This window comes from Mucilaginibacter robiniae (assembly GCF_012849215.1).
In the GTDB taxonomy this organism is placed as follows: Bacteria; Bacteroidota; Bacteroidia; order Sphingobacteriales; family Sphingobacteriaceae; genus Mucilaginibacter; species Mucilaginibacter robiniae.
In genome coordinates this window covers 1,999,230-2,025,846 of the sequence record NZ_CP051682.1, presented here as the reverse complement: position 1 = coordinate 2,025,846, position 26,617 = coordinate 1,999,230, and the positions used below count along the sequence as shown (strand labels likewise).

Below are 26,617 nucleotides of genomic sequence, written 5' to 3'. Positions count from 1 at the left end.
TTTATTTAGCCGCAGGTAAAGTTTCTTTTACTTCGCCACAGGTTAACATTTGATTTCCGTAGTAAGGGTTTTTGATGGTGGCAGACTCGCTCAACCAATAAGACTTTTTCATCGGACAATAATCCCGATATACAGGAGCGCTGTTGAACTTACCGGCTTTCACCAGTTCATACAGGTTTTGAGAGAGGTTGGCAAAATGTTCCCGCTGATGGGCAATATCATTGCTTTCGCCGATGTGACGGGCATCAAACAATAATTTATCTTTTTGAGCCTCGGTCAGCTGATCCGCCGGAACAGCGTTTACTGCGCTTTGGAATTCTTTGGCCTTTGCATTGGTAGTAGCGGCGTTACCGGTAATCAGCGCATTCTTTACGCCGTAATAGGCGAAAAGGACGGCATCTTTGGAAGAGCCTGATTGTGCTTTAACTTGAGAGAACGACAATAGCGCGATTACAGCGCATACGAACATTTGAATCTTTTTCATGATTTGATTAATTATAAATTGATTTTAAGTTCCTGTCTGAACAGAAACTGTAGCATAAAGAAGTTGCAGGGTAACGGATAACCAAAAGGTAATCGTAATCTTCAGGACTGAAGAAATTAGAAAGAGATCAGATACGGAAAGTGCAATTACGCAGGAAAACAGGAACGGCAGTGCCGGAAGGCGGTGCCTGGCTTACCGGGTATTGCTCTGTGATTGGAACAAAATGGGATGAAACCCCGCCGGAAAATGGTACGGATGCAAGGATAGCAGCACTCGTTCCTAAGCTAAATTCGCTATACGTGATCGAACCGCTTTTATCAGATTTCAGCTGCTGGTGCTTATCTGTGCAGCATTTTTTAGCTTTCGCCTTCTGCTCCATGCCACAGGGGCGAGATTTGTTACTCCCACTGTGCCAAAGCGTAACCTTGATCAGCCTGCCCATGCAGTACTGATAATGCAGCGTTGCACCGGAAGAAACGCCCAGGTACAAAACAGCTAAAAAGGTGATGAACAGCTTTTTGATCACGGTACAAATATTATGATTATAACGGAGAGCCGTTTATATAATTTTCTCTTCCTTTTATATCTTACCGTTTTTTTAGTTACTTCTATATTTAAGTTCGCCTGAAAATTAAAGTGATAACAACATTCCTTTTTAGATGCTGATGTACACATAGCTGGAAAGCTTCATACGGACGGAAAATTTAAGATGCTATACAGTTTTTCCAACATTTTGTCCAGTATAGTCTAGACCACCTCACGGGCTATCTTCTTCATAATGGAATGGTCATCGCCAAATTTGCACAAAGCGTCACAATGCTGCCGTAGCTCAGAGAAGCAAATATATTTCATTTGGACATTAGCCCTTTTAATCGAGGGACGAGAAAGCTGCATGACCACATCTTTCTCCCGATTATCCGGAACAACCAGATAAAAAACTTCTTCCGAATTCGCCACACTAAAACTCAGATCCGATAGCCGCAGAATGCCGGAATAAATACTGGTGCTCTTTTCCACTTCAAAAGCTGCTATGACTTTCGATGTGCCTTTTTCGAACCAAAGCACGTCAATCAATTTAATGGTATTTAGCACTTCCTTATCCAGCTTAAGGTTGGGGAACTCTTGTAATGAAATAAAGGAGAACTTATGGCCGTTCCAGGATTTTGAGCGGTCATTAGAAGCGGCAATCACATCGTAGCCCAGTGCCTGCCCGATCTTCAGGAGATGATATTGCATCTCATCATGCAAATGCTCATCTTCGGTTTCTTTGCTTTTTTCTTTATGGCGTTTCTCGATCAGTTTCTCGAGCCGGTTTCGTTCTATCTCAGATGAATATTCATCCTTGCCCAACAGGAGCTTTTGCATGCCAATTTCAAACAGCAAGCCTGCAAATGCACCTGTATCCAAAGAAAGCTCATTGCAATGTTTACGGTTCATATCCATAATTACCTCTCTGATTTTGAGGTATTCGCTCCAGCTGCCCAGCTTTTTTTTGTCTTTGAAAAGGTAGTTAAATCCGTTTATGATCGCTGTATTAAAAGGAGGAATCAAGGTGGGATGCAAAAAGTAAAGGATGCTGGCCACGGCCGGGCCGAGGCCTTTGATTCTCAACGAGTCCAGGTGCATGATCTCGCGAATCAATTGCTCTTCATTTTTAGCATTCAGACAGTTTTCTAAAAATTGACCAAATGCGACCTTATTATCCTGATTCTCGTAAATATCAGGGATGCGTAATTTTGGTTTCCAGTAAAAAGGATGAGATGCGCCTTCAAACACCTGCTTTTGCTCAGTAATGCACGTTAACACGAATTCAAGTGAAGTGCCTTTAAAGTCATTGGCGAACTTTTTATTTTTAATGTCCTCAATAACTTGTTGGACCCCACGCCTGATAGAACGAAAAGCTTTCAGCCGTTCCTCATTATTGATAAACCAGGTATTGTAAACCGATTCTTTATCGTTCTTATACTGATGAATAATAGATAGTAAATGCTCGCTCATACTTTAATTAGTAAGCTAAAATACGGGAATTATACCTATTATACAGACTAATCTGAGCGGATTTCACAAGGAAACAGGTAAGCTTTTGGCCTACCTGTTGTTTTGCAAACTGTCGATCATAGCCTTCATCTCGGCTATTTCTTTTTTCTGCGTTTTGATAATACCATCTGCCAGCTTTCTTACACGTGCATCTTTAATATGCGCATTTTCACTCGTCATAATGGCGATGGAGTGATGTGGTATCATTCCTTTCATGTATTGCACATCACCAATGCCCACCTGCTTATGAACGCCAAAAAAGGCCAGCACAAATACTACGATGCTTGAAATAATGATGACTGCGTTCTTTCTTTTATTCGGATACATCATTGGCATCATCGCCACCATCAATATAGCCATAGCACAAATCATCAATACGGTCATATAAAATCGGGTCATGTTAATATATACATGATCAGCTTCGTCCACGTTCAGAAACATAATGGCATACATCAGCAGGAAGGAGACGATGAGCATAATACCGAACTTTTTATAATTTGAATTTTCCATAATTTTTAGACTCAAGATTTATTTAAAGCAGCTATAGGAACCCCTTTGACCCTGTAGCTGCATAATTAATTGTTTAAACTGCTGTTGCCATTTGTGCACAAGCTTCAGCGCATCTTCGGCAGGCTTCAGCACAGGTTTGACAGTGTTCCATGTCATGCTTAGCGCATTCATCAGCACAAGCTTTGCATACGTCAGCACAAATACGGCAGAGGTGAGCGCTATACCCGCTGCTCAATGTCATGACTTCGGCGGCCGCCCGGCAAATGGCGGCACATTCTAAGTCGAGCTGAATACACAGGGCCATCATTTTAACATCGTCTTCCTGTAGACAGGATGTTGCACAGTGATTACAGGCTGCTGCACATGCCACGCAGGCATCGATGCACTTTTGAAATTGTTGGTGTGACATAATTTGATATATTATAGTTAGGAATTTGGTTTATTACTTATTGCCTCGCGCTAAAAGCCAGCTTTGAAACTGATCTATTTCTTTCAGTTGCGCGTCGATGATATTGGTAGCCATCGTCTTCATGCTGGGTTCCTGACCATGAAGTAATTCCAGACGCGAGTTTTCTACAGCGCTCTGATGATGGCCGATCATCAAAATGGCAAAATCGTGGTCTATATCGCCGTTTATAATCTGCAGGTCGGCTTGCTTACCAGACTTGGACATATTGTCCATGATCATCATATCAAAATCAGGATCATTCAAGTGCGCCGTATGCGACTTCAGAAATGCGGTTACCTGCGTGATTTCTTCCTGCTGGCTGGCAATAATAGATTGGGCCATTTGTTTCATCGTGGCATCACTACCGCTTTTTATCTCCAGATTCGCCATGTCTATCGCACCCTGGTGATGAATGCGCATCATCATGGCAAAATCATTGTCCGGATCTTTCGTCATCTTCATCGTATCCATCTTGGCCATCATCTGGTGCATAATGCCCATCATTTGATTCTGGTCATGTGGCTGAATCTTAATTTCATCAGCATTCTTTTTACAGGAAGCAAATACGCTAACTATTACAAGTGCCAGCAGAAGTTTAATTACATTTTTCATAAGAGTTTATTTAAGTTACCAGTATAATTATTGATGTGTTTTCATCCAGTTTGTCATCTCATTGATGTCTTTGATTTGCTCCGGAATGCCTTTCTGGGCCATTGACCGCAGTTTGGGATTTTTACAATAAGCCAGAATATTTTTTGACATCATGATCCCGTCTTTGTGGTGCTTGGCCATCATATCAGCAAACTCATGATCCATTGATGACATGGACATCTTGCCCATTTTCATCATGCTCATCATGCCGTCGCTCATCGCTTTTCCTGCTCCGGAAGTTTTTTGCATTGGATCATAGGTTTTCGCTCCGCTTTGCAGCGTTGGAATCAGTTGATCTAATTCTGCTGCTTCCTTGGTTTGGGAGTTAATAATTTCTGCGCTATATTTTTCATGGCTGCATCTTTACCTTGCTCGACTTCCACTTTTGCCATATCTATCGCACCCTGATGATGAATACGAAGCACCGTAGCAAAATCAAGATCGACGTTACCTGTCATCTTCTGCTGGTGCATCTGTTCCATCATTTTATTCATGCTCTCCATCAATGGATCACTCTGAACGTGTTCAGCTTTCAATACTATTCCGTTTGATGTGTTGAAAGTGGATGCTAAATGACTCTTGTTTGTAAATCCTGCTACGCCTAGCGCAAGCATTGGGATCATCATTAGCGTTGTCTTGATAGTTGAATTTTAGCTATCATTTAATACTTAATAAATTATTGTCAGTCCCCCTCCAAAGCCATACTGGTTGTCATAGCTAATTGATAAGGCCAAATATTTGGAGAGTATGTAACGAGAATCTGCCTGCCACTCATTGTCGGTATTATAAGAAGCACCGACATAAAGTCTGCTGATTACAGGGATATCTTCCCGGCTTAGAGTGAAGCGGAACTTCCCTTTTTGATTGATCCTTGCGTCCGTTTGGATGAACATTGGCAGCAAATACCGTAAACCGATAACGGCACTCTTATCCCCCGAGCTAAAATACCCGCCGCCTTTCTGGTTTTTTTCAAAATCTCCGCCGATATAGGCAGCGAAGTATTGTCCGTTATCAAGATACCGCTGGAACCGGGGATCAACTTCATAACGGCCGTCATAGCTAAAACGATAGTTGGCGTTAAATTCATAGCGCGTATTGGAAATAAATAACGAACCTGTACTGGTTTGCGAGTGAAATGATGCCTGAAACCAGGTGTAAAATTGCCGGTCATCATTAATGACAGGGTTACGCGGTTGATATTTTGCAACGTCTGGATTGCTTGGATTGTCCTCATACCGCACAACCCGCGCCATACCTGACATCAGGTGGTAAAGCGTGTGACAGTGGAAAAACCAGTCATGGGCCTCATCAGCGAGGAACTCGATGGTTTGCACCTGCATCGGTTCGATACTTACCGTATGTTTAAGTGGTGCAGAATCGCCTTTAGCATTGAGTACACGGAAGAAATGCCCGTGGAGGTGCATCGGATGTTCCATCATTGTCGTATTGTGCAATACAAACCTGACGATTTCGCCTTTGCGGATCAGCAAACGGTCTGCTTCAGAAAGTGGCTTATTATTGATGAGCCAGGTATAGCGTATCATGCTGCCGGTAAGATACAGGTGATAAGTCCTTACCGTATGTTTGCCAGCAAAGGCTGTTGTACTGTTCGCCTCCAGCATGTCATAACTTAATATCCTTCCGTCGCCGCCGAGCCCAAGGAGCATGGAGCCGCCCGGACCCATTTTCGTTCCTTTCCCATCGTCCGGCATATTCATACTTCCCATACCCATGCCGCCCGAATCCATGCCGCCCATCTTCATACCACCCGCCTGCTTATCTTTCATCCCGGATTTACCGCCTTTACTTCCGGCCATATTCATCATTTTAGCGCCTTGTTGATTGTTCATGCCGCTATCGGCGTTCATTTTCATTCCCTCCATGTGACCGGATGATTTCATACTCTTCATATCCATCTCCTTCATGTCCTCATCCTTCATTTTCATGGAGCTATCAGTGGAGCTGAATGTTAGTCCATCATTTTTAACCTTAGAGTTCGGTACCCTGTTCATTGGCATTTTCATCTGGCTCATCATCCGGTTGAACGTGTGGGTAAACTTATAGTAATCAACTTTCGGAATGTCCTTCGCCTTAACTGCTTGGCCTGTTCCAAGCCAGGCAGAGACTTTGCCAGATATGTCCTGGATCGTTGCCCGAAACTCATATTTGCCAGCAGCAGGGACTTTAACCACCACGTCATAAGTTTCAGCCGTGCCGATCAGGATTTTATCAATGACGACCGGTTTAATATCCAGTCCGTCTGCTGCAATCACGGTCATCGGACCGCCAGCGAAATTGAGCCAGAAATAGCTCGACGCGGAGCCGTTGATGATCCGCAGCTTTACGGTCTGTCCCGCTTCGAATTGTGGTAATTGCTGATCAATACTTCCGTTTACCAAAAGACGGTCATACTTGACATCCAGCAGATCCATGGCTGGCATGCGCATCCAGTCAAGCTTCAATTTGTCAGCGAGATAACCTTTGGTAATTGCCCCGCCATAACTCAATACACTGCCTTTCTGTATGGACAACCAGTCCGTTCCCCGCTTCAGCATCCTCAACACTTCCTTCGGCTGATAATTTGTCCAGTCAGAAAGCATAAGCACCTGTTCTGGTACGTGGTCTTTTTTTACCTGTGGTTCAATAACGATGGGACCATAAAGCCCTGCCTGCTCATCAAGTTCGGTATGGGTGTGATACCAAAAAGTTCCGGTTTGGTGTAGTGGAATAATATTGGTATAAGTTGCTCCACCTTTAATAGGAATCGTGCTGATATAGGGCACGCCGTCATATTTATTCGGAACAAGAATGCCGTGCCAGTGGATCGACGTTTCATTTTTGCGTAGATTATGTACACGAATAATAGCGGTATCTCCCTCAGTGAATCGCAGTACCGGACCGGGTATCTGACCATTAATAGCAAGCGCCTTAATCTTTTTTCCGGCGTATGCTACAATGGTATCATTAATAAAGAGATCATAAATTACACGTTTTCCCGCGTGTATCCGGTGATCGTTCAGGGAGGATGAAGTGCTGGCAATGGTATCCGCAGCCATAGTCCTCATTTTCATGCCGGGTATTTGGTGCATACTCGTAGCTGAATCGCCCGTCTTCATCTTACCCATGTCCATCCCGCCCATATCCATGCCGTTTCTTTTAGAATGGTCCATTTTCATTCCCTTCATAGAAGTGGTATCATGGTTCATCCTCATGTTAGGATGGACCTTTGCCGCCGGCTTCTTCGTCGCGTCCATATGCATGTGCTTCATGGACGGATCACTCATATTCATTTTTTGTTGAGCCTGCACCGTAAGATTCCCCCCGGATAACAGGAGGACCATTATTAAAATCTTATATTTCATAAGTAGTCGATTTAAATTTTATCTAACGGTTTGCGTTCCTGTTTTTCCGCTGTCCGGTATCGGCTGGGCGAAAGGCCGGTTATGTGCTTAAACTGGGCTGACAGATGGGCACTGCTGCTGTAGCCCATTTTGTAGGCAATTTCGTTCAGGTTCAAATCACCGTATTGGAGCAGTTCCTTGATCTTTTCGACTTTTTGCCGAATGATGAATTTTTCGATCGTAATATCCTCATTTTCTGAAAAGAGACGGCTGAGATAGGCATAATCCCTATTCAGGCGGTCAGCAATGACCCGCATGATATTCATGTGAGGCTCACTCAGGTTGCTGTGATGCACCAGTTCGATAATGATATTTTTAATACGTTCTGCGAGCCTGTCCTTATCTTTACTGATAAGTTCAAATCCAAGATCTTTTAAGGCGGGTGCGAGGCGGCCGAGCTGCTCTTCATCTGGCTCGGGGTGTACCTCAGCGGTACCAAGGGTGATATCGGAAACCCGCAAACCGAGGTTTTCCAATTGCTGGTGCACAACCCTTATGCAACGGTCGCAAACCATATTTTTAATATGTAATGTCATGTGTTAATTCAAGCTAAAAAGTAAAGACAATAGGTTGTCATGCTGCTAAAAGGAAATGCAGCAAAAGCTTGAATCAAATAAGAAGAGACTTGATTTTAATATATATCGGTGGCTGAGAACCCTCCGGCGGCCCTGTAGCGTGTGGCCATGTTACGAATTCTTTTGAAAATTCAGGTGTAAACGAAAAATCGTGAGAAGAAGCATGATTTGATACGATCGCAAGGGCAGTTGTCGCGAACCCGAACGCAGAATCTACATTCTCCTTCACCACATACATTCCGTGTTTGTTACAGCATTTACAGTCCTTACCCGGACCGCAATCATCCTTTTTTCCGTGATGGTCTGTTTTAGGCGTGCCTTGCTTTTCTTGTTCATCATGATGATCGGTATCCTCAGCGTGAGTTTCCGCAAGCTGGGACACAGACATTTTTGCCGTGGTGAAGAGAAAGGTTTCGGTGCAATGCAGCAGACAGGCAAAGGCCCCTGTCGTTAACAACAGGTAGAATGCAGCCAGACTTATCGCACCGATTTTCCTCATTTACAGGTATTACACAAAAATGTTACAATTGTTGGAATTGATTTAAAAAAGTTATCACCTTAGTAGATAAACTCCTAACGCTTTAAGGCTGAGTAAAAGCCATGCCTTCTGTGAGACAGGCATGGCTTCCATTTAAATCTTTTCAGCTTTATAGCCTTTCTCTTTTAACGTAGTTATTATCTCACTGGCAGAAAGGCTTTCCTGAGCTTGTACCGTTAACACTTTATCCGGGTTAGCGGTATCTACCTCCCATTTTTCAATGCCTTGTAAGTTATTTAAAGATGGTGTAACAGCAGCGATACAGCCGCCGCATTTGATATTGGTTTTGAATTTTAAAGTTTCCATTTTATATTCTGTTAACTAGTGCCCATCAATTGAGTTTTGCCCATTTCAGGCGAAGACTGTTGCTCACAACAGAAACCGAACTTAATGCCATTGCCGCACCTGCTATCATCGGGTTTAATAAAAATCCGTTGAAAGGGTACAAGATGCCTGCGGCAAGCGGAATGCCGATCAGGTTGTAAATGAAGGCCCAAAACAGGTTTTGGCGAATCGTTTGCACTGTCAGCCGGGACAGCTTTAATGCTTTGGGCACCTGGAGCAGGTCTGAGGACACTAAAGTCAGTCCCGCCACATCCATGGCGATGTCTGAACCTTTTCCCATGGCGATAGAAACATTTGCCTGCGCCAGTGCCTGGCTGTCGTTGATACCATCACCGATCATGGCTACGGTTTTTCCCTGCGCCTGCAAGTTTTTTACAAAGTCCGCTTTCCCTGAAGGTAAAACATCAGCCTCGAAATGGTCGATACCGGCTTCCCCGGCGATGGCCGCAGCGGTCGCCGCATTATCACCGGTAAGCATGTAAACTGCTATGCCCTGCCTTTTTAGGACTTTGACGGCAGTAGCAGACGTAGCCTTTATCTGATCCGTGATCGCCGCCATACAAAATACCTTCCGGTCATCACCAAAATAAATGATCGTTTTTGCTTTTGCCAACAGTTCAGGTATGCGGTTTTGTAAGTCGGCAGGTATGGCGAGCCCTTTTTGCTCGACCATGTTATGGCTGCCGGCTTGATAGAGCTTTCCCTGGTACTTTGCTTTTACCCCCTGACCGGTTAAGCTTTCGAAGCTTTCAACTTGTACCAGCGTCCTTTCGTTTGGAAAATATTCCACGATTGCGCTGGCTAAGGGGTGTTCCGATTGTTTTTCTATTTCGCGGAAAACAGCTTGCAGGTTTTCCGTTGCTGAAAGTTCACTGGTCCAGATTAAGTCTGTTACTACCGACTTGCCCTCGGTTAACGTTCCCGTCTTGTCGAGGATAATGGCATTGATCCGATGCCCTTGTTCCAGGGCTTCTGCATCTTTGATCAGGATGCCATTTTCTGCGCCTTTACCAATGCCTACCATTAAAGCGGTTGGCGTGGCCAGGCCTAAAGCACAGGGGCAGGCAATCACCAGTACAGTTACCATGGCCAGCAAACCCTGTGTGAAAGCATGCTGTCCGCCGAAAATCAGCCAGATCACTAAAGTGAGGAGCGCAATGCCCATCACCACCGGTACAAATATACCAGCGATCTTGTCGACCAGCTTCTGAACAGGCGCTTTGGAGCCCTGGGCATCCTGCACCAGTTGGATGATCTGCGCCAGCAGTGTTGCGCCGCCGACTTTTTCAGCGGTAAAGCGAAAGCTTCCTTTTTGATTGATGGTGCCCGCAAAAACCGAATCACCTGCTTTTTTTTCAACGGCCACCGGTTCTCCGGAGATCATGCTTTCATTGACAAAAGAATGACCCTCGTACAATGTACCGTCTACCGGGATTTTTTCGCCGGAACGCACCAGAATCTGATCGCCAATCTGAACATCCGCGATAGGCGTTTCCTGCTCGCCCGCAGGGGTGACCAACAATACGGTTTTGGGCTGTAAGCCGGTCAGCTTCTTAATAGCAGATGAGGTGTTGGACTTAGCCCTTTCCTCCAATAGCTTGCCGAGGAGAATAAAGACAATCACCACAGCAGCAGCCTCGTAATACACGTGCGCATGTAATCCTCGCTTATGCCAAAATTCGGGATATAGGGTATTGAAGAGACTAAAGAGAAACGCAATGCCGGTGGAGAGCGCAACAAGCGTATCCATGTTGGCTCTGGCGTGACGCGCCTGCTTCCAGGCACCCGCAAAAAAGTTACGGCCAAATATGAACAAAACAGGTGCAGTTAAGGCTAACATGCAATAGTTGGCGTAAGGCAGGTCCATGAAAAACATACCGAGCAAAACGACAGGTACTGTTAAGGCAGCCGCCCCAAGAAGTTTTGTTTTTAACTGCTGATCATGCGTTTGCTGTGCCTCCTCCTGCAAGGCCTTACCATTTTCAGTGTCTAAAATGAGATCATAACCCACAGATTGAACTTCTTTTTGAAACTCAGAAGGCTTGATGATGTCGGGGTGATAAGCGACTTTAACGGACTGACTGGCATAATTCACCTCAGCTTTTTCTACCCCTTGCTGAGAACTGATCATGGATTCAACGCTTGCAGCACAGCCTGCGCAGGTCATGCCGGCCACCGGGAAAGTAAGTGTTTGTGTGTCTGAGTGCATCGTTTCTTTGTTACACTGCAAAACTACCACACACCACCAGCCTGGGATTTGTAAGATTCCGATTTAATTTTATAAAATTTAGTTATTCTCACCAGCTGCACCGTATCCGGTTTTGTTTTACCGGTCAGCTTTTAAGACCATTATGTTACCAGCATAGCTGCTTTACCGATAGCGCGTTATCAAATGTGGCTTTTAATTAAAAAGTGATTCCAAACAACGCTGTCGAACTTTTCCCTGGCAACCTACTGCTTCATAACCGTTTTAATGACGGCGGTTAACTTTTCCATATCAAACGGCTTATCAATATACCCATCTGCACCGGAAGCCTGGGCAATTTGTCTGGCATTAATGGCTGCGGAAAACAGAATGACCGGGATATGGGACAGGCGCGGCGATGCTTTGATCAGCTGAATCAGTTTCTCGCCGGAAGGGTGCGGCATCCAGAAGTCAAGCAAAAAGACATCCGGCTGTACTTCGCTGGCCTGCTGAAGTACTTTAGTGCTGTCCGATTGGGTAGTCACCTCATAGCCTTCCATTTCCAGCAGCATCCCTGTCATTTCCAGAATGTCCCTGTCATCGTCACAGACCAGTACCTTCGTCTTGCTCGCTTTCATTGATGGGTTGGCAGTTGCAATAATGATGCCCGATCAGCCTGCAACCGGAATTTGAAACCAAAAGACACTGCCTTTGTGCAGCACGCTCTCCACACCGATTTCCCCGCCATGCCGCTCAATGATGTCTTTGCATAAATACAGGCCGATACCAAAGCCCTTTACCGTTTTCAACTCCTCGCGCTCCACCCGGTAGAAACGTTCAAACACGAGTGGAATATCTTTAGGCGCTATACCCATCCCCTCATCCGATACGCTCACATGCGCCCAGCCATCGCGCGTGATGCAGGCCACGTTGATGGTCGTGCCCTGCGGTGAATATTTAACCGCATTGTTGATGAAGTTCACCAGCACCTGTTCGATCTTGTCCGGGTCGGCCACCACGGGCGTGAACTCCACCGGATGGAAGATGATAGGATGAGTGGTGACTGTAGCCAGGGATTCCTCCTCAGCCGCCTTCACCAGATCTGCCATGTCAAAGGCTTTGCGGCGCAGCTGTATCTGGCTTTCGCCCGCCCGAGCTACATCCAGAAAGCCGGTGATCATGCTGCTCATCTTGTCCACCTGGCGCTTGGCCTTGGCCGTGATATCCAAAACCATGGGATCTTCCGTTTTTCTGGCTTTCAGGTTCAGCATCTGTACATAACCGTTCAGTGAAGTGAGCGGGGAACGCAGTTCATGGCTGACAATGCCGATAAAGTCCATCTTCCGCTGATCATCCTGCTTTTGCTCGGTAATATCAGCAACGGTACCCGAAAAGATGGCCGGCTGATCATCGGTGGCAGGAAACAGTTTACCGGTCGCCCTGACCCACCGGAGCTTCCCGTCATGATAACCGGTAACGGGATAGGTCAGGTCATAGCTTTTTCCTTGTTCGATAGCGGCATTGACTGCTTCCACCACCTGGTCGCGGTAGGACTCGGCAATCTGATTGACGGCTGCCTCATAAGGCATATCTTCGTCCGCATAATAGCCAAACAGCTCCTTTAAACGTGGGGAGGGTACAAACTCCCGGGTTTGGGCATTGATGTTCCAGGTGCCCAGGTCTGCGGACGCGATGGCTAAGCGCAGCTGGTCTTCCCGGGTCTGGAGCCGCTGACGGCTCAGCACCTGTTCGGTGATGTCCATCAGCGTCCCTACGAAACGCACAGGCGTACCTTTTTGATCAAAGGTCATTCTGCCCAGTGCCCTTGCCCAGCGGACCGGCACATCGCCAGCCGCCACGATCCTGTATTCAATATCATACCTGCCGCCGGTCAGCTCTTGGTTCCGGGCAGCAGCTACCGCTTCTTCCACCCGCCCGCGGTCGTCCGGGTGCAGCCGGCTGACCATCGTCTGGTAATGTTCCGGCTCATCTGCTGCCTGCAGGCCGAACATTTGTTTAAACTGGGCATCCCAGGAATATTTCTGATGAATGAGGTCCCAGTCGAACAGGCCCAGCTGTGCGGCCTCCTGGGCTGCCCTAAGCTGTTCGTTGCTGGCCTGCAGGGCTTCGTTTGCCGTATGGAGTTCTTCGTTGATGGCCTGCAGTTCCTCACCGGCCGCCGCCAGTTCCTCTGCTGCCTCTTGTTCCCGTTGCCGCAGGATCATTTCGCTGGTAATGTCACGAGCGGTGCCGGAAAAGCGGTACGGCTCGTGTTGCTCATTAAATAAGCTTTGCCTTTACATTGCAGCCAGCGCAGGGTATGATGGCTTTCACCGATGGTCCGAAACTGAATGTCATAGTTTCCGCCGGATTCCGGCCGCAATGCATGAGCCACGGCTTCATCCACCTTCGGGCGGTCTTCGGGATGGACGTAGCGCAGTACTTCCTCAAAAGGCACCAGGTCATCACCTTTCGGAAAACCGTAAAACAACCGGCACCGCTCGTCCCACCATACCCTGCGGTTCGCAATGTCCAGGTTCCAGCTGCCGACTTCCGCAGCATTCATGGAAAAGCTGAACTGTTCCCCGATCCATTCACTTCTCTGCCGGGCGATCACTGCAGCGGTGGTGTCAATGGCCGTATTCAGGATGCCGGTTACCTGACCTGCTGCATCCCTGATCGGTTTCATCCAGTAATCAAAATAAACCAGCTGCAGTACGCCATTGACATTGAGCATCGCTTGGCCGTTGGGGTCATGAAACGCTTCCCCGGTGCGGTATATATTGGTGAGCAGATCAAAGAAGGGCTGATCCTGGATTTCGGGAATGGCATCATGCAGGTCTTTACCGATCACCGAGCTATCCTTTGACCAGATCGAGCGCATTTCGGCATTGACCGCACGGATGGTATGCCGGTCACCGGTAAAAACCGCGGCACCGATAGGAAGCGCGTCTACCAGGCGCTGTTCAGAAATATTTTGCATTTTAAAAGTCAGTGCAATTTACGAACCTTTTCTGGCGTTCAGGCGGCATATTCCTGTGACGGGTAGGTGATTGTTAAAGTAATGATCAGCTTTGGAATCGTTTTGCACGATCAGCATGGAAAAACAGGCATCGAAGTGACAGCGGAAGAATTTAATGGTAAGCTGGCCTGCCTGCAAGAAAGGCGTAAGGATTGTCGTAAAAACACTACAGTCTTACGGATACGTATCGAACAGCAAAAAAGAGAAATTGACCATTTTCATCACGAGCTTCTGCAAGCAGCAGAAAGGTTTTAAGCCTTAACGCGCCAACCCATTGCTGCGGAGTTTGGCCCGGTGTCTGCTGTTGCCGCAGGGGCACCAATGCTATCCTTCAGGAAACGGACTACCCTTGCCCGGCGGGTGAAATAAGTGTTCTGGTCAGACTTTTGGTTTACGAGGTTACCACGTCAGTGTTGAATACGGTGTTGGACCATTTTTCCTGACACAACGAACGTTAGAAGATGTGGCTTGATTTGAAAGTAGTGTAATTCCATGTTCTTCTTACTGCTGTTAAACTGACGTTTGGCAACGGTGGTAGCTGCTCACCTTCCCATTACACCTTTGCTGGCGAATGCCGGTACCCTGTTTGTGAACAAGGATTCATTTTCACTCAGGCGGAGTTGCCGAATTGGCTGTTTTGGGCAGCAATGGTTTAATTCCGGAAAATACCAGCCCTGTCAATCAGGATGCTTAAACCTGTTTGCCGGCTGTAAGTTAACCTGGCTGTACAGCGGCCGGTTTCTATCAGGGCCTGCTGTTCGAAGTTGCCCTGGTAAAATCACTCGGTTTCGTTCTCCACGTGCACCAGACAGTACAGCGAACGGGCTGTTGATTCCGCCCGCCAGAGCAGTGTAAATGGGGACAGGGCTTCCAGCATAGCGGACTTGCCGGCCTTAGGTTCACCCGTAAAAAGATTAATCCGTCTCAACCCCTGGCTTCTGCAGAATTTCAGGGACTTGACATTTTCGATATGAATATTCTTTGAGGGGACAGCCCTGTCACGGGTGAGGAGGGTTAGGATTCAGGGGGCAGGATGCCAACACCCTGTCTGCTTTTCAGCAGCCTGCAGGAACAGCATCTGAATCGTAGATGAAAGTCAAGGCGGAGGGGAGGATTTGCCGCAGTTATCCGGCAGCGCTTGACCGGAGCCGGTCAGGTACAGCAGCAGATAGCAGACCTTGATTACTTAGGATCAGTATAGCTGCACTCCTGATATACAACCCGTGTCTGCTGTTTTACAGGGAATTCCGTTCGACGGATGCAGACGGAATTCCGCCGCAATTGTTCTTGATCAGGCCCCCTATGAGCCGGAGCAAACTTCAGTCGGAAACCTTTTTTCGGAGCGCGGATGACCGAAAAACATGGGGGCAGAAATGAGTAAACCCGCTGGCCTGAACAGAAACGGGTAAAAAGGGCAGCGAAATTGTGCCCGGCATTGCTGTTGGGGCCAAAAGCTTCCCGCATAATGCCGCCGTTCATTCTTCACGCCGGCAGCCTCCGGCACTTATTCGTTTGCCTTTTGGCGGTTAACCGGGCTCTTTATTCAGCTTTCTTTTTTCCCTTTTTCTTTTCAGAACAGATCATCCGGGCAAAAAGGACATCCTTAAAGAAGTTGAATTAAAGACAGAAACGATGAGTATCCTGAACAACAAAACCGAAAAAGAAGCCCTGAAGATTATGGCAGCGGCGCTGAAGCACTTTGAAAAACTGGAACCGTATTTTATGAATGCCGAGGACAGCTTCAAGGCTCGCCTGGCGGAGAATGCCCTGCGAACCCTGATCGAAGCCAACGGCTATACTGTCGTGCACCGCATCGGTAAAGGGATGAAACTGGTACGCATTCCCAACCGGTAGGCCATGCTGACGATTACCGATTTACACGGACAGACCATCGAGATCACCGACCTGCAGCTGGCCCTGCTGCAGGCGGATGATTACCGGCATTATCGTCGCCTGGATGCGGCTTATGAGGAAGAGGATGAGCAACTACAGGTGTACTGGGAGGATGTATATCAGAAGCTCACCGCACTACGCGGGAGAGAAGAACGGGGTCACACCGGCGAAGAACCAAATCAGACAGAAAAACAGCAGCGGAATAATGGTAAAACTTAAAGAAGGGTATGTGATGTCAGCTGCCGAGCAGGTGGCATATGACCGGGACAATGCCCGTCCACGGAAGAGCTGGGGACAGGTGGCCTACTACTTCAAGCTACAGACAAAATACCCGCCGCGCATTTATGTGTTTATGCACGCGGAAATCTGGTGTGACCGGAACCGCAGACCGATGGGCCTGTTTCATGCCCTGCCGTTTCTAACACGTCCCATGAACCGGGAAGAAATTGAATACCATCATTTCGATACCCGGCTCTGCTATCACCAGTATGAGGCCTGGGCTCCGCTGCTCAGCGCGGAAGAGCGTGAAGCACAGCTGCTGGACATGGAGCAGCCGGGAAGCGGAACGATGTTCCTCCGCGCGCTGTACAGTTTTACCCCCAGTTACCGGCTGAAGGATGAAATCAGGCAGGGAGTACCGCCGGAGATAGCCCGGCACCTGCCGTACAGGCTGACCATTGATCTCGGCTGCACGGAAATGGAGGTACTGCTGATCCTGGTGAGCCTCGGCTATACCCTGCCGGTGCAGCAGATCAGTGCCCTGCTGCGAGCAGAGCGGGCGGACGGCAACAGGAAAGCCGTCTTGCTGGCATTGCAGTGGCTGTACCGTACCTCTGGAGAAAGCCAAAGCTCTACCCGGTCGCAATCCGTACTGGCCGTGTTGCGCAGAGCGGTACAGGTGCAGGCACGTACCCGCCGGAATTTTGTCAGGCGCATCTGGAAGCAGAGCCCCTTGTTTGCCTTGTCAGAAATACAGGTCCGTTATCCCGGCTATACGGCCGCGCAACTGGAAGCGGATGTAAAAAGGAACAAACAGGCAACCCAGTTTTCCCGGAGCAAACCGGTGATGGATCTGCGCCGCTGTCAGCTTGTCAAGCTGGCGGAACAGCTAAATTCCGGGTGTCTGCCGGAAGAGGCCTATCACCGGGTGTGCTGTCGGATAGCGTTGCTGCAGTCGGCGCATCAGCAGCGGCTACCCGTTCGGCTGTCCGTGAAACTGGAGCAGGAAAGCCGGGTGTATGGGTTTGCCTGGCAGATACGGGAAACCGTGGTGAAATCCTTTGTGAAACTGGCGAACACACCGGGCATGACCCACGACCGGCTGCAGGCCGAACATACCCGGATGACTTCGTCGCTTTACTGTTTCTGATGATTAGCTTAGCCTTAATCTTTCTGCCAGCCCATCAGCGCTGCAGATATTCAAAGCCGTTGTTGGCCGCGATGGTGATCAGCGGCTGCAACTGCTCGCGGAAGCGCTGTTTGTCGGCTGCGGAAGACAACTGCCGGGTTGCACTCAGGTCAGGAATGATGGTCAGGTATTCTTCCAGAAATTTGCTCCTGGGCAGCCGGTCATAGACGATCTCCACCGCCTGCTGCTGCAACCGGTAGAACGGCTCGAAATACCGATCGAGCAAGGGCAGCTTGTCGCTTTTGGTACTGTTGAAAGCCGGATCGGCGGGAATGAGGTTCCAGATCAGGTCATGGGAGACAAAGGCGTAGGGAATAAAGTGTTCGACGGCATAGCTGCCGATCCCGAGCCGGGTATTGGTATAAATACAATCCACACTGCCCAGCTCACCGATGACAACATCCCAGAACTTACGGCGCTGCTCCGTCAGGCTTTTCCGCACCGGCGCTTTGATCAGCTTGCCTGCAATGTCCGGCACGTTGGGGTTCTTGCCCTGCAGGTACAGCGCCAGGTTCCAGTAACAGAAATCTTTCAGGACGCGGGCGTTCCGCTGCAGGTAAGCGGTCCAGGCCGGGTTGATGACGATGTGATCCTTGTACAGGGCGTATAGGCAGTCGCCGGTAAAGGACTGCGACAAACCGTAAACCAGCTTCCGGTCATCCGCCCGGAACCACGGACTTAGGAAACGATGAGGTACTTCGCCATCAAAATACCGGAGCGCTTTCGAAGTGCTTTGATGCGGGGTATGGATTAAAGCCGAACTGATCTGATGCAGGTCTGCATCTATCGTCAGGCTTTCAGTGGTGCGTACCTTTTTGATGGCCTGCTGGAGCTGGTCCTGCTTGCCGAAAGAAACATGAAAGTAATTGACGGTATACCAGGCGTGCGCCAGCATATCCGCGAACAGCGCCTGCTTGCTGATCTGCGTTTCTCCCTTTTCCACCTGACCAATCAGGGAAAGAAACCAGTAGAATTTGTAGGTGGCTGAAGTTTTATTGAAGCAGGCTGCCAGTAGATGGACAGGCAAGCCGGGTTGAAAAGGTATGTTCACGAAAGCTAAGATAAGTATAAGTCGGCAAGCCTCTTTACTTGAACTACTTGATTAAGCATCTAAAATCGTTCAAAATAGTGATCAGCGTGGAGATTCTGTTGAACTTGGCTTACCCCCAGTCGCTAAGAAAATGGACCGATATCTGGCTAAACTGCGGCCCTTGTTTCGCCAGTTTTTTCCATTAGCCAAAATTAAAGATTCTAACAACCTCCATCAGCTGACTAATAAGTCGCGTTTTGTTTTTCATGCAGAAAGCATCTTTGGTGAAGGCTATGCAGAACTGGGTGTTGGATTTGATTTCGAAGAAACCGTGCAGCTGAAAGTTTGGATCTGGGTAAATGACAAAAATTCCAGTTTTAAGCTGTTTCAGCAGGCGCTTAAAAGTACCGAATTGGCTAACAATGGGGAAAGTTGGTTAGGCCTTTACAAGCCGCTTTCAGATTTTGTGAGTGCAGAGCGAATGGAAGAGCAGATTGAAGCCTGGTTTGCTGAATCGTTTGCCGCTGTTAAGCGGTTTAGTGAGGTGCATCCTGAACTGAACTGGCACCTATCTTAGTGTAATTTGATGATTATAAACTGCCAACTTGTATTCTGGCACTATGCTTGAAGCTTCTTTTATATAATGGAGCTGTTCATCATACTATTGCAGCTTCGGATAATTACTTCTATCTTTACGTTTATGGAACCATTAATGAGCTTTGAGGGTTACCAGGTTATTGAAAATCTAACCCAGTCTAATAATCTGTTAAACAATTTTTACCAGCAAATGGGTTACACGATACAAGGTAATCCTAAGGAGACTATAATTACTCCTCCAGCTTCGACGAACCCTGAAGCTGAGTTAAAACCTGAGGTAAAAAAGTAATCCACTGCTAGAATATGAACATTGCACTGGGAGCATTAGTGATATTGCTACTAATGCTTCCAGCATTGTTTTTCAGATTGGGCATTACCTCAATGAGGTTGGCATCCAACTCACAAAATCAGTCTGCATCTTTTTCCAGTGAGTCTGTTGGCCGGAATTTTATTAACTTACTTTCTAAACTGAATTTTTCGGAGACGCTTTTCTTTTTTTCCATTGTTCCAATCGTTCAGCATCTATTATCCATTCTCATTATTAATGCAGTAAATGGGGAGATTGATTATCAGCTGATGCTGAACGTGCTGTCCAGTCAAAAGGATGTTATTGCCAGCAATAAAACTTTTAATCATGAGCTTACAGGATTTTTGTGTTATATTGTCATAGAAAGTGGAATAGGTTATGGTACGGGTTTATTGCTAATACACATCATAGGTAAACGGCCCGAATTATATGACTTGCTTACCGGTGAGAATTTCTATTTGCGTTTGTTTGCCGGCTACTTCTTGCCGGCTGACAAAAGAAAAGACGTTGACCTGATCTTAGTCGATATTGTTTCTGAAACTAAGGAAGTGACAGTAATTTATTCTGGTTTCTTAGAGAAATTCGACATAGTACCTGATAAGAATGAGCTGGCTTATGTCACCTTGAGTGGTGCACGCCGCAGAGACTTGCGGAAGTTCAGCAAAGTTGAGGAGCAGCCCGCTATCTCCAGTACTTCTGGATCAACAGTTAAGGTGACGAGTTATGAAAATGATAGTGGCGACATGATTCTCATTCCAGGTAAATATTTTACAATTCCAGGAAATAAGATATCCAATGTCAATGTTAACTATATGAAAATTAATACTGTAACTCTTCCTGGGGGGCAGTCGCAGCAAACTATTACACCAATAGCATAATATTGCTTGATTTGATTTTTAACGTATATGTTTATCGCAATTTAATCTAGCGGAATCAACATTGAAAATTTCCTATAATAAGCAGTTATGTTAAGTAGGATAGATTCAATTAAGATTTTTTAAAAAATAGATGTGAAATGGATCATTTAAAAATCCATTAGCTCCTTTGCGGAAATACCCAGTCCGTTGGCTAATTCGATAACAGAAAGTAACGTAACATTGATCTCTCCATTTTCGTATCTTTTTATATCAGCATAATCGATGTTGCAGTTTTGAGCGAGTTTACGAAGCGACAGGTTTTTGCTTTTTCGAAGGGATTCGAGATGACGTCCAAATTTGATTAAAGTTTCTTTCTGAATTTCGCTTATCATCCCTGTGATTACTCACAGCGAAATTTGAATTTCTTAACTCCAAAAATGTTGGGTTATAACCCAACAGTCTGTAAATTTGCGGAGCTCAATGTAATATCGTAACCTTGTGCAACCATTTATAAGCAAGCAATTTTAACATACCGGTAACCTTAGGGATAAGTTTCTTTGGTTTGTTGCATTATCATAATCGCAAATAAGGGGTACATGAAAAATAACCTGAATAAAGAAAGCATTACTCGTAGCCCAAAACGAAGAGGCAAGGAGCAGTTCTATTTTGCAATCGGTTTGTTACTCCTGTGGTCGTTGATTTTTGTTTTTTCGAAACTTAGGTTAATTTGACAGGTTTTTAAACCTCGAAATCTAAAAGCTCTTTGGCTGGAACATTTAGCCCTTTTGCAATTTTTAATAAAGTGCTTAACCTTACGTCCACCCTCCCTTTTTCAACATTAATAAGTTGATGATGTTCTATTTCAGCTATTAATGCAAATTCTCTAACACCCAAGCTTCTTGCTAAACGTAAAGCGTTGATCTTTTTTCCTAAAGAAATTTTGAAGGAGTCATTGATTTCTGACATTAATGAAAGATCAACTTTTATTAAAAAATTAGTGGTACATTATTTTGTACCACCTAAAGTTTTTAGTATCTTTAGGAAATTGAAAACAACACAATTATATAAGTTTAAGTAAATTTGCGACACTTCATATTTTAAAGAAGCATTCGCACTTAAAACTCGCTCTGGGAAACTGGTAATTTCAAATTGGGACGAGAGTATAAGTGATCAATGCTCACGCCGAAGGCGTGGGCTCACTTATTCGTTCCCGGTATACCAGTACCTCCAGAGCAATAAGCTGAGTCCCACGCCTTCGTTTTTTAAGGCAGACCAGCTTACCAAATTCTGAAGAGTATGGAAGCGGTACACACACATAACAATTCATCCCATCATCCTTTGGAAAAGGCCATGCATGCCTTTTTCCTTCAGAATTCTCCGGAGTCCGTACAGCTGCTGTTATGGAAAATGTTCCAGTGCTGGGTCACCAAGGATTGTTCCCTCAAAGCCGGTCTGCCGGATGCCGAAGTTGCCCTGGTGTTTGATCAGCTGAACGACCTGATCGCGGCTGCCTATGCTGTACACCAGACTTCACATTTCTCCGCCACCGAGCAGAAAGGAAACGGTCATGAGTAACTATCCCTCCTTATCCTGGCTGCTCCTCATCTCCCCGCCGGAGTAAATCTTTCCTATCCTTTCCGGCTGGTTTCCCAGCCCCTGTTTCTGATTTCCCACACCCTTAAATTCAATAGCAATGAAGCATAAAATCCGCTTCCCGGGACCCCTATGGCCTTTACGGAAGCTTAACGATCCTGCGCCTTTTTCTCTTCAGCCCGCCTCCCAGCACCGCTATGGTATTGCCCTGCTGATCCTGTGGCTGCTGGTTTACCTGTTCACTGCCCTGCGGGCGAATGCCCAGTCCGCGGAAGGACTGACCGTCGGTCAGCCCGTGCCGGAAATACAACTCCGGCTGATCCTCAATAATCCATCCCGCATCACCCGGCTGTCCGACCTGAAAGGCAGACTGGTCATCCTGGACTTCTGGGCGACCTGGTGCGGCGGCTGCCTGGCCGCCCTCCCCAAAATGGAAGCCCTGCAGCAGAAGTTCGGCAATCAGTTGCAAATCCTGGCGGTCACCTATGAGCCCCGGGCCAAAATCGAACATTTCTTCCGTACCCGTACGGATGACCATGGCCGGAAGTATCATTTCCCGACCGTGGTGGAGGATACGGTGTTGTCCCGCCTCTTCCCGCACCGCTTTATCCCGCACCTGGTCTGGATCACTCCCGACGGGCGGGTGCAGGAGATCACCGGAACGGAAGATGTCAATGCCGCCGGCATCAGCGCCGCCCTGCACCGGCAATCCCTGCAGGTGGCTACCAAAGTGGATATGGATGCGGAAAGGCCGCTGTTTGCCTCTCCTCAGCTGGTGCTGGATTCGTCCAGTTTTTATTCGGTTTTCGTCAAAGGTCATTACCCGGGCCTGGGCTCCGGTACCCGGTTCCGGCAGCAGGATACGCTGGTGTACGGCCGGGCGTTCACCAATGCCTACCTGCAGGAGATTCTGGTCAATGTGGCCTACGGCCTGTTCGCCCAGCAGCACGATGTGTACAGCACCAAACGGCTGGTACTTTGGCTCTCCCATGCGCACCGTTTCATCCGGCCAAAAAAAGCCGACGGATCCTGGGACACGGCGGAGGAATACAACTATGAATTCCGGGTTCCCCTGGTCCGGCGGGACTCGCTCTACAGCGACATGCTGAGTGACCTCAACCGCTACTCCGGTTTCGAGGCACGGATGGAACCCCGGCTGACCGACTGCCTGGTGCTGGTCCGCACCGACAGCACCGACCGCATGCGTTCCCGGGGCGGCCCGGTGGTCAACACCGCGTTTACGCAGCACTCTCAGTTTCAGAACTGCCCGCTCCGGTATCTGGTCAATGATATGAACGATGACCTGCTGACCTTCCCGCAGCCGGTGCTGGACGAAACCGGCTATACCGGCAATGTCGACCTTCTGGTCTCCACCCGGCCCGACCTGCCCACGCTGAACCGGGAACTGGCCGCCTACGGGCTGCAGCTCCGGCCTGCCCGCCGCCGGATCAGCCTTTTTGTGATCACAGAAAAAACACCCTTGCACCCTTGAACGACCCCCTCAATGCCCCAACCATGAACAAGATCTTTACGCTCCTTTTATTTCTGCTTTGCTGCGGCCGGACGATGGCGCAGACCCTTATTACCGGCCGCGTGATCTCGGCCGACACCCGGCAGCCGCTGCCCGGTGCGAACCTGCGCAATATAGCGCAGCACCTGTCCGCCGCCACGGGCCGCAACGGCGAATTTTCGCTGCGCCTGTCCGGCGATACGGCTACCCTGACCGTCACCTTCTTAGGCTATGAACCGCAGCGATTTCTGCTTCGCAGCCGTCAGCCTTCCGGCAACCTGATTACGCTGTCCCCGGCAGCGGCAGCGCTGCAGGCTGTCGTGGTCTCCACCGGCTACCAGGTCCTGCCCCGGGAACGGGCCACCGGCTCGTTTACCCAAGTGGATACCCGTACGCTGAACGAGCAGGTCAGCACCGATGTGCTCAGCCGGCTGGAAGGCGTGGCCAACAGCGTTTCCGTGGACCGCACCACCGCCGGTTCCGGTGGCCGTCTGTCCGTGCGCGGGCTCAGCACCATTCAGGGGCCCAAGGACCCGCTGGTGGTGGTCAATAATTTTATTTACGACGGGGATATTAACAACATCAACCCAAATGATGTGGAAAGTGTCACCGTATTGAAGGACGCTGCCGCGGCTTCCATCTGGGGCGCTCGCGCCGGGAACGGCGTGATTGTCATCACCACCAAGAAGGGCAAATTCAATCAGCCGATTGTCATTGACTTCAATGCCAACCTGTCGGTGGCTGGTAAACCCAACCTGAACTATATCCCCCAGATGTCTTCCGCTGACTTTATCAGCGTCGAGAAATACCTGTACGGACAGGGCTACTACACCAGCCAGCTGACCGATCCGAGCAGGCCGCCGCTCACCCCGGTGGTGGAACTGCTCGCGGCCCGCGATACCGGGACCCTATCCGCGGCCAGCGCCGATGCACAGATGGCTGCGCTGGCCGGTCACGACATCCGTGACGATTTCCGCAAGTACGTGTACCAGACTTCTACCCGGCAGCAGTATGCGCTCAGTCTCCGGGGCGGCACGGACAAAAGTGCCTGGCTGGCCTCCACCGGCTATGACCGGAACGTGGATAACCTGGATGCGAAATACAGCCGGGTGAACCTCAACTTTCAGGATACCTATAAGCCGCTCAAAAATCTGCAGCTGACCGCCGGACTCTATTACACGCAGAGCCAGTCCACCAGCGGTAAGCCGGGTTACGGGTCAGTTACCTCCCGGTCGGGGCAGTATTTTTATCCGTATGCGCAGCTGGCGGATGCCAGCGGCAACCCGTTGCCCATCGTGAAAGATTATGAATACCAGTACGCACAGTCGGCAGCCAGCAATGGCCTGCTGAACTGGCAGTACGTCCCGCTCGAGGACTACCAGCATACGGTAAGCACCACCCGACTGACGGATGCCGTGATCAATGCCGGGGCCAATTACCGGCTGTTTTCCTGGCTGAATGCTGATATCCGCTACCAGTACGAGCGGCAGTCCACAAACGGTCAGCACCTGTATGATGAGGACAGCTATTTTGCGCGCGATCTGGTGAACCGCTTCACGCAGGTCAATGCCGACGGCACGCTGACCCGCATCATTCCGCCCGGTGGCATCAACGACCTGTCCGATGCCCTGCTGGCCTCCAGCCAGGTACGCGGGCAGCTGAACTTCAGCCGCGACTGGGGTAAAAGCAATGTGACGGCGATCGGCGGTGGCGAGCTCCGCAATGCGGTTACGGACAGCCACAGCAACCGCCTGTATGGCTACAACGCGGCGCTGTCCAGCTTTCAGAACGTGGATTACACGACGCCGTACCCGACCTACGTGAGCGGCGATGATACTTTCATTCCCTCCAATACCGATATCGACCGGCAGCATACCCGCTATGTTTCCGTGTTTGCCAATGCGGCCTATACCTACAACAGCCGCTACTCGGTTTCTGCCAGTGCCCGCCGGGATGCCTCCAACCTGTTCGGTGTCACCACCAACCGTCAATGGAACCCCTTTTATTCCGCAGGCGCCAGCTGGCTGGTGTCGGACGAGTCGTTTTATCACAGCATCCGGGTGCCTTATCTCCGGTTGCGGGCCACCTACGGGACCAGCGGCAATATTGACCCGTCCATGGTGGCCTCCACGACCATTCTCTACAACGGAAGTAATTTCTACACGCATACGCCGCAGGCCATCTTTTCCAATTACTACAACCCGGATCTCCGGTGGGAGACCTCGAAGCAGCTCAACCTGGGGCTGGACTTCCGCCTCCGGGGCGACCGCCTGTCCGGCAGCGTGGAATATTACCGGAAGCGCGGTACCGATCTGTTCGGTGTCGCCGTACTGGACTACACCGGCGGCATCGGCTCCCAGGTCATCCAAAATGCCGCCAGTATGAAGGCGCACGGACTGGACCTGGAGCTGCACTCGCTCGACCTGAAGGGCCCGGTGCGCTGGACCACTACGCTGAACCTCAGTTTTTATCATGATGCCGTTACCGAGTATTATCTGAACTCCCTGCAGGGCAGTAATTTTGTGTCGGCCAACGGGGTTGTCAACATCTCGGGAATTGCCGGCAAACCGGTGTACTCCATCTTCGCCTACCGCTGGGCAGGACTCGACCCGCAGACGGGTGACCCGCAGGGCTACCTGAACGGGCAGGTCAGCAAGGATTACAACGCTTTGACTACGACGGGTACGCAAGCCGGCGACCTCAAATACTTCGGTTCCGCACTGCCCACTTCATATGGATCGTTCATCAATAATTTCAGTTACCACAGGCTGGCGCTGGACATCGGGGTGACCTTCAAGCTGGGCTACTACTTCCGCCGCAACTCGATCAACTACACTAACCTGTTCGAGAACTGGCAGGGGCATGCCGACTTCGCCCGGCGCTGGCAGCAGCCCGGCGATGAGCGCACCACGAATGTGCCGTCCATGGTCTACCCGGAGGACAATGCACGGGATGCCTTTTACAGCGGTTCCGAAGTGCTGGTCTCCCGCGCGGATCACGTCCGTCTGCAGTTCGTCAATCTGGGTTATGACCTGTCCGGCCGCTGGCTGAAAGGCAGTACCATCAAAGCCCTGCAACTGTATGTGAATGCCAGCAATCTGGGCATTCTCTGGCGGGCCAACCATGAGCATATCGATCCGGACTATTACAGTTCCACCTATACCCTGGTGCCGCCAAAGACCTGGACTATCGGCATCCGCTCCAGTTTTTAACCCCCAAAATTACC

Annotated in this window: 29 protein-coding genes; 10 read left to right on the top strand and 19 right to left on the bottom strand. The window is 48.8% G+C overall.

Annotated elements, in window-relative coordinates; all coding sequences use genetic code 11:
• Position 1 precedes the first annotated feature (1 nt).
• The 16 genes from HH214_RS08985 to HH214_RS08910 form a co-directional block, all read right to left on the bottom strand.
• The gene (locus tag HH214_RS08985) at positions 2-484 is read right to left on the bottom strand and encodes a DUF3347 domain-containing protein (RefSeq protein WP_169607033.1); all 483 of its coding nucleotides are present in this window, start codon (positions 482-484) and stop codon (positions 2-4) included.
• A gap of 127 nt (positions 485-611) precedes the next feature.
• Entirely contained in the window at positions 612-1,010 is a 399-nt protein-coding gene (locus HH214_RS08980) for an HYC_CC_PP family protein (RefSeq protein ID WP_169607031.1), read from the bottom strand.
• A 221-nt stretch (positions 1,011-1,231) separates the two neighbouring features.
• Positions 1,232-2,482: a hypothetical protein gene (locus HH214_RS08975; protein WP_169607030.1), complete on the bottom strand. Its 1,251-nt coding sequence runs from the start codon at positions 2,480-2,482 to the stop codon at positions 1,232-1,234.
• A gap of 90 nt (positions 2,483-2,572) precedes the next feature.
• The gene (locus tag HH214_RS08970) at positions 2,573-3,031 is read right to left on the bottom strand and encodes a DUF305 domain-containing protein (RefSeq protein ID WP_169607028.1); all 459 of its coding nucleotides are present in this window, start codon (positions 3,029-3,031) and stop codon (positions 2,573-2,575) included.
• A gap of 73 nt (positions 3,032-3,104) precedes the next feature.
• The gene (locus HH214_RS22085) at positions 3,105-3,182 is read right to left on the bottom strand and encodes a four-helix bundle copper-binding protein (RefSeq protein ID WP_248282271.1); all 78 of its coding nucleotides are present in this window, start codon (positions 3,180-3,182) and stop codon (positions 3,105-3,107) included.
• Between the two features lie 291 nt (positions 3,183-3,473).
• Positions 3,474-4,091 carry a DUF305 domain-containing protein gene (locus tag HH214_RS08960; protein ID WP_169607024.1) on the bottom strand — a complete coding sequence of 206 codons (618 nt, stop codon included), beginning with the start codon at positions 4,089-4,091 and terminating at the stop codon, positions 3,474-3,476.
• 27 nt (positions 4,092-4,118) lie between these two features.
• Positions 4,119-4,418, bottom strand: coding sequence for a DUF305 domain-containing protein (locus HH214_RS08955; RefSeq protein ID WP_248282270.1), 300 nt, complete (start codon positions 4,416-4,418; stop codon positions 4,119-4,121).
• Between the two features lie 8 nt (positions 4,419-4,426).
• Entirely contained in the window at positions 4,427-4,756 is a 330-nt protein-coding gene (locus HH214_RS08950) for a DUF305 domain-containing protein (protein ID WP_169607022.1), read from the bottom strand.
• Positions 4,757-4,798: 42 nt separating this feature from the next.
• Positions 4,799-7,492: a multicopper oxidase domain-containing protein gene (locus HH214_RS08945; RefSeq protein ID WP_169607020.1), complete on the bottom strand. Its 2,694-nt coding sequence runs from the start codon at positions 7,490-7,492 to the stop codon at positions 4,799-4,801.
• Between the two features lie 11 nt (positions 7,493-7,503).
• On the bottom strand, positions 7,504-8,067 hold the full coding sequence (locus HH214_RS08940) for a helix-turn-helix domain-containing protein (protein ID WP_169607018.1): 564 nt from the start codon (positions 8,065-8,067) through the stop codon (positions 7,504-7,506).
• A 73-nt stretch (positions 8,068-8,140) separates the two neighbouring features.
• Positions 8,141-8,605, bottom strand: a complete 465-nt coding sequence (locus HH214_RS08935) for a hypothetical protein (RefSeq protein ID WP_169607016.1) — start codon at positions 8,603-8,605, stop codon at positions 8,141-8,143.
• A 132-nt stretch (positions 8,606-8,737) separates the two neighbouring features.
• Entirely contained in the window at positions 8,738-8,950 is a 213-nt protein-coding gene (locus HH214_RS08930) for a heavy-metal-associated domain-containing protein (protein ID WP_169607014.1), read from the bottom strand.
• Positions 8,951-8,975: 25 nt separating this feature from the next.
• Complete coding sequence (locus HH214_RS08925; protein ID WP_169607012.1) at positions 8,976-11,198, bottom strand: heavy metal translocating P-type ATPase; 2,223 nt, start codon at positions 11,196-11,198, stop codon at positions 8,976-8,978.
• Positions 11,199-11,440: 242 nt separating this feature from the next.
• Positions 11,441-11,812, bottom strand: a complete 372-nt coding sequence (locus HH214_RS08920) for a response regulator (protein ID WP_169607010.1) — start codon at positions 11,810-11,812, stop codon at positions 11,441-11,443.
• Positions 11,813-11,845: 33 nt separating this feature from the next.
• Positions 11,846-13,399 (bottom strand): sensor histidine kinase, encoded by a 1,554-nt coding sequence (locus HH214_RS08915; protein WP_169607008.1) that lies wholly within the window; start codon positions 13,397-13,399, stop codon positions 11,846-11,848.
• Positions 13,396-14,157, bottom strand: coding sequence for a PAS domain-containing protein (locus HH214_RS08910; protein WP_169607006.1), 762 nt, complete (start codon positions 14,155-14,157; stop codon positions 13,396-13,398). Before HH214_RS08910 ends, HH214_RS08915 begins: the two co-directional genes overlap by 4 nt.
• Positions 14,158-14,223: 66 nt before the next feature.
• On the opposite strand from HH214_RS08910, the gene HH214_RS08905 reads away from it, so the two are divergent.
• From HH214_RS08905 to HH214_RS08890, 4 genes are all read left to right on the top strand, one after another.
• Positions 14,224-14,451, top strand: coding sequence for a hypothetical protein (locus tag HH214_RS08905; protein ID WP_211166332.1), 228 nt, complete (start codon positions 14,224-14,226; stop codon positions 14,449-14,451).
• A gap of 1,377 nt (positions 14,452-15,828) precedes the next feature.
• Positions 15,829-16,050 (top strand): hypothetical protein, encoded by a 222-nt coding sequence (locus HH214_RS08900; protein WP_169607003.1) that lies wholly within the window; start codon positions 15,829-15,831, stop codon positions 16,048-16,050.
• A gap of 3 nt (positions 16,051-16,053) precedes the next feature.
• Positions 16,054-16,308: a hypothetical protein gene (locus HH214_RS08895; RefSeq protein ID WP_169605378.1), complete on the top strand. Its 255-nt coding sequence runs from the start codon at positions 16,054-16,056 to the stop codon at positions 16,306-16,308.
• Positions 16,295-17,458 (top strand): hypothetical protein, encoded by a 1,164-nt coding sequence (locus HH214_RS08890; RefSeq protein WP_169607001.1) that lies wholly within the window; start codon positions 16,295-16,297, stop codon positions 17,456-17,458. Before HH214_RS08895 ends, HH214_RS08890 begins: the two co-directional genes overlap by 14 nt.
• A 34-nt stretch (positions 17,459-17,492) precedes the next feature.
• On the opposite strand, the gene HH214_RS08885 is transcribed toward HH214_RS08890, so the two are convergent.
• Positions 17,493-18,548: an HNH endonuclease domain-containing protein gene (locus HH214_RS08885; RefSeq protein ID WP_169606999.1), complete on the bottom strand. Its 1,056-nt coding sequence runs from the start codon at positions 18,546-18,548 to the stop codon at positions 17,493-17,495.
• A gap of 130 nt (positions 18,549-18,678) precedes the next feature.
• Between HH214_RS08885 and HH214_RS08880 the strand changes: the two genes are divergently transcribed.
• From HH214_RS08880 to HH214_RS08870, 3 genes are all read left to right on the top strand, one after another.
• On the top strand, positions 18,679-19,104 hold the full coding sequence (locus tag HH214_RS08880; protein ID WP_169606997.1) for a hypothetical protein: 426 nt from the start codon (positions 18,679-18,681) through the stop codon (positions 19,102-19,104).
• A 123-nt stretch (positions 19,105-19,227) separates the two neighbouring features.
• The gene (locus HH214_RS08875) at positions 19,228-19,413 is read left to right on the top strand and encodes a hypothetical protein (protein WP_169606995.1); all 186 of its coding nucleotides are present in this window, start codon (positions 19,228-19,230) and stop codon (positions 19,411-19,413) included.
• A gap of 14 nt (positions 19,414-19,427) precedes the next feature.
• Entirely contained in the window at positions 19,428-20,309 is an 882-nt protein-coding gene (locus HH214_RS08870; RefSeq protein ID WP_169606993.1) for a hypothetical protein, read from the top strand.
• Between the two features lie 146 nt (positions 20,310-20,455).
• On the opposite strand, the gene HH214_RS08865 is transcribed toward HH214_RS08870, so the two are convergent.
• Both HH214_RS08865 and HH214_RS08860 read right to left on the bottom strand, forming a co-directional pair.
• The gene (locus HH214_RS08865) at positions 20,456-20,680 is read right to left on the bottom strand and encodes a helix-turn-helix domain-containing protein (RefSeq protein ID WP_169606991.1); all 225 of its coding nucleotides are present in this window, start codon (positions 20,678-20,680) and stop codon (positions 20,456-20,458) included.
• 346 nt (positions 20,681-21,026) lie between these two features.
• The gene (locus tag HH214_RS08860; protein ID WP_169606989.1) at positions 21,027-21,254 is read right to left on the bottom strand and encodes a helix-turn-helix domain-containing protein; all 228 of its coding nucleotides are present in this window, start codon (positions 21,252-21,254) and stop codon (positions 21,027-21,029) included.
• 330 nt (positions 21,255-21,584) lie between these two features.
• On the opposite strand from HH214_RS08860, the gene HH214_RS08855 reads away from it, so the two are divergent.
• The 3 genes from HH214_RS08855 (at position 21,585) to HH214_RS08845 (ending at position 26,603) form a co-directional block, all read left to right on the top strand.
• Positions 21,585-21,863 (top strand): hypothetical protein, encoded by a 279-nt coding sequence (locus HH214_RS08855; RefSeq protein WP_169606987.1) that lies wholly within the window; start codon positions 21,585-21,587, stop codon positions 21,861-21,863.
• A 118-nt stretch (positions 21,864-21,981) separates the two neighbouring features.
• The gene (locus tag HH214_RS08850) at positions 21,982-23,373 is read left to right on the top strand and encodes a TlpA family protein disulfide reductase (RefSeq protein WP_169606985.1); all 1,392 of its coding nucleotides are present in this window, start codon (positions 21,982-21,984) and stop codon (positions 23,371-23,373) included.
• A 23-nt stretch (positions 23,374-23,396) separates the two neighbouring features.
• Positions 23,397-26,603, top strand: coding sequence for a SusC/RagA family TonB-linked outer membrane protein (locus HH214_RS08845; RefSeq protein ID WP_169606983.1), 3,207 nt, complete (start codon positions 23,397-23,399; stop codon positions 26,601-26,603).
• Positions 26,604-26,617 lie beyond the last annotated feature (14 nt).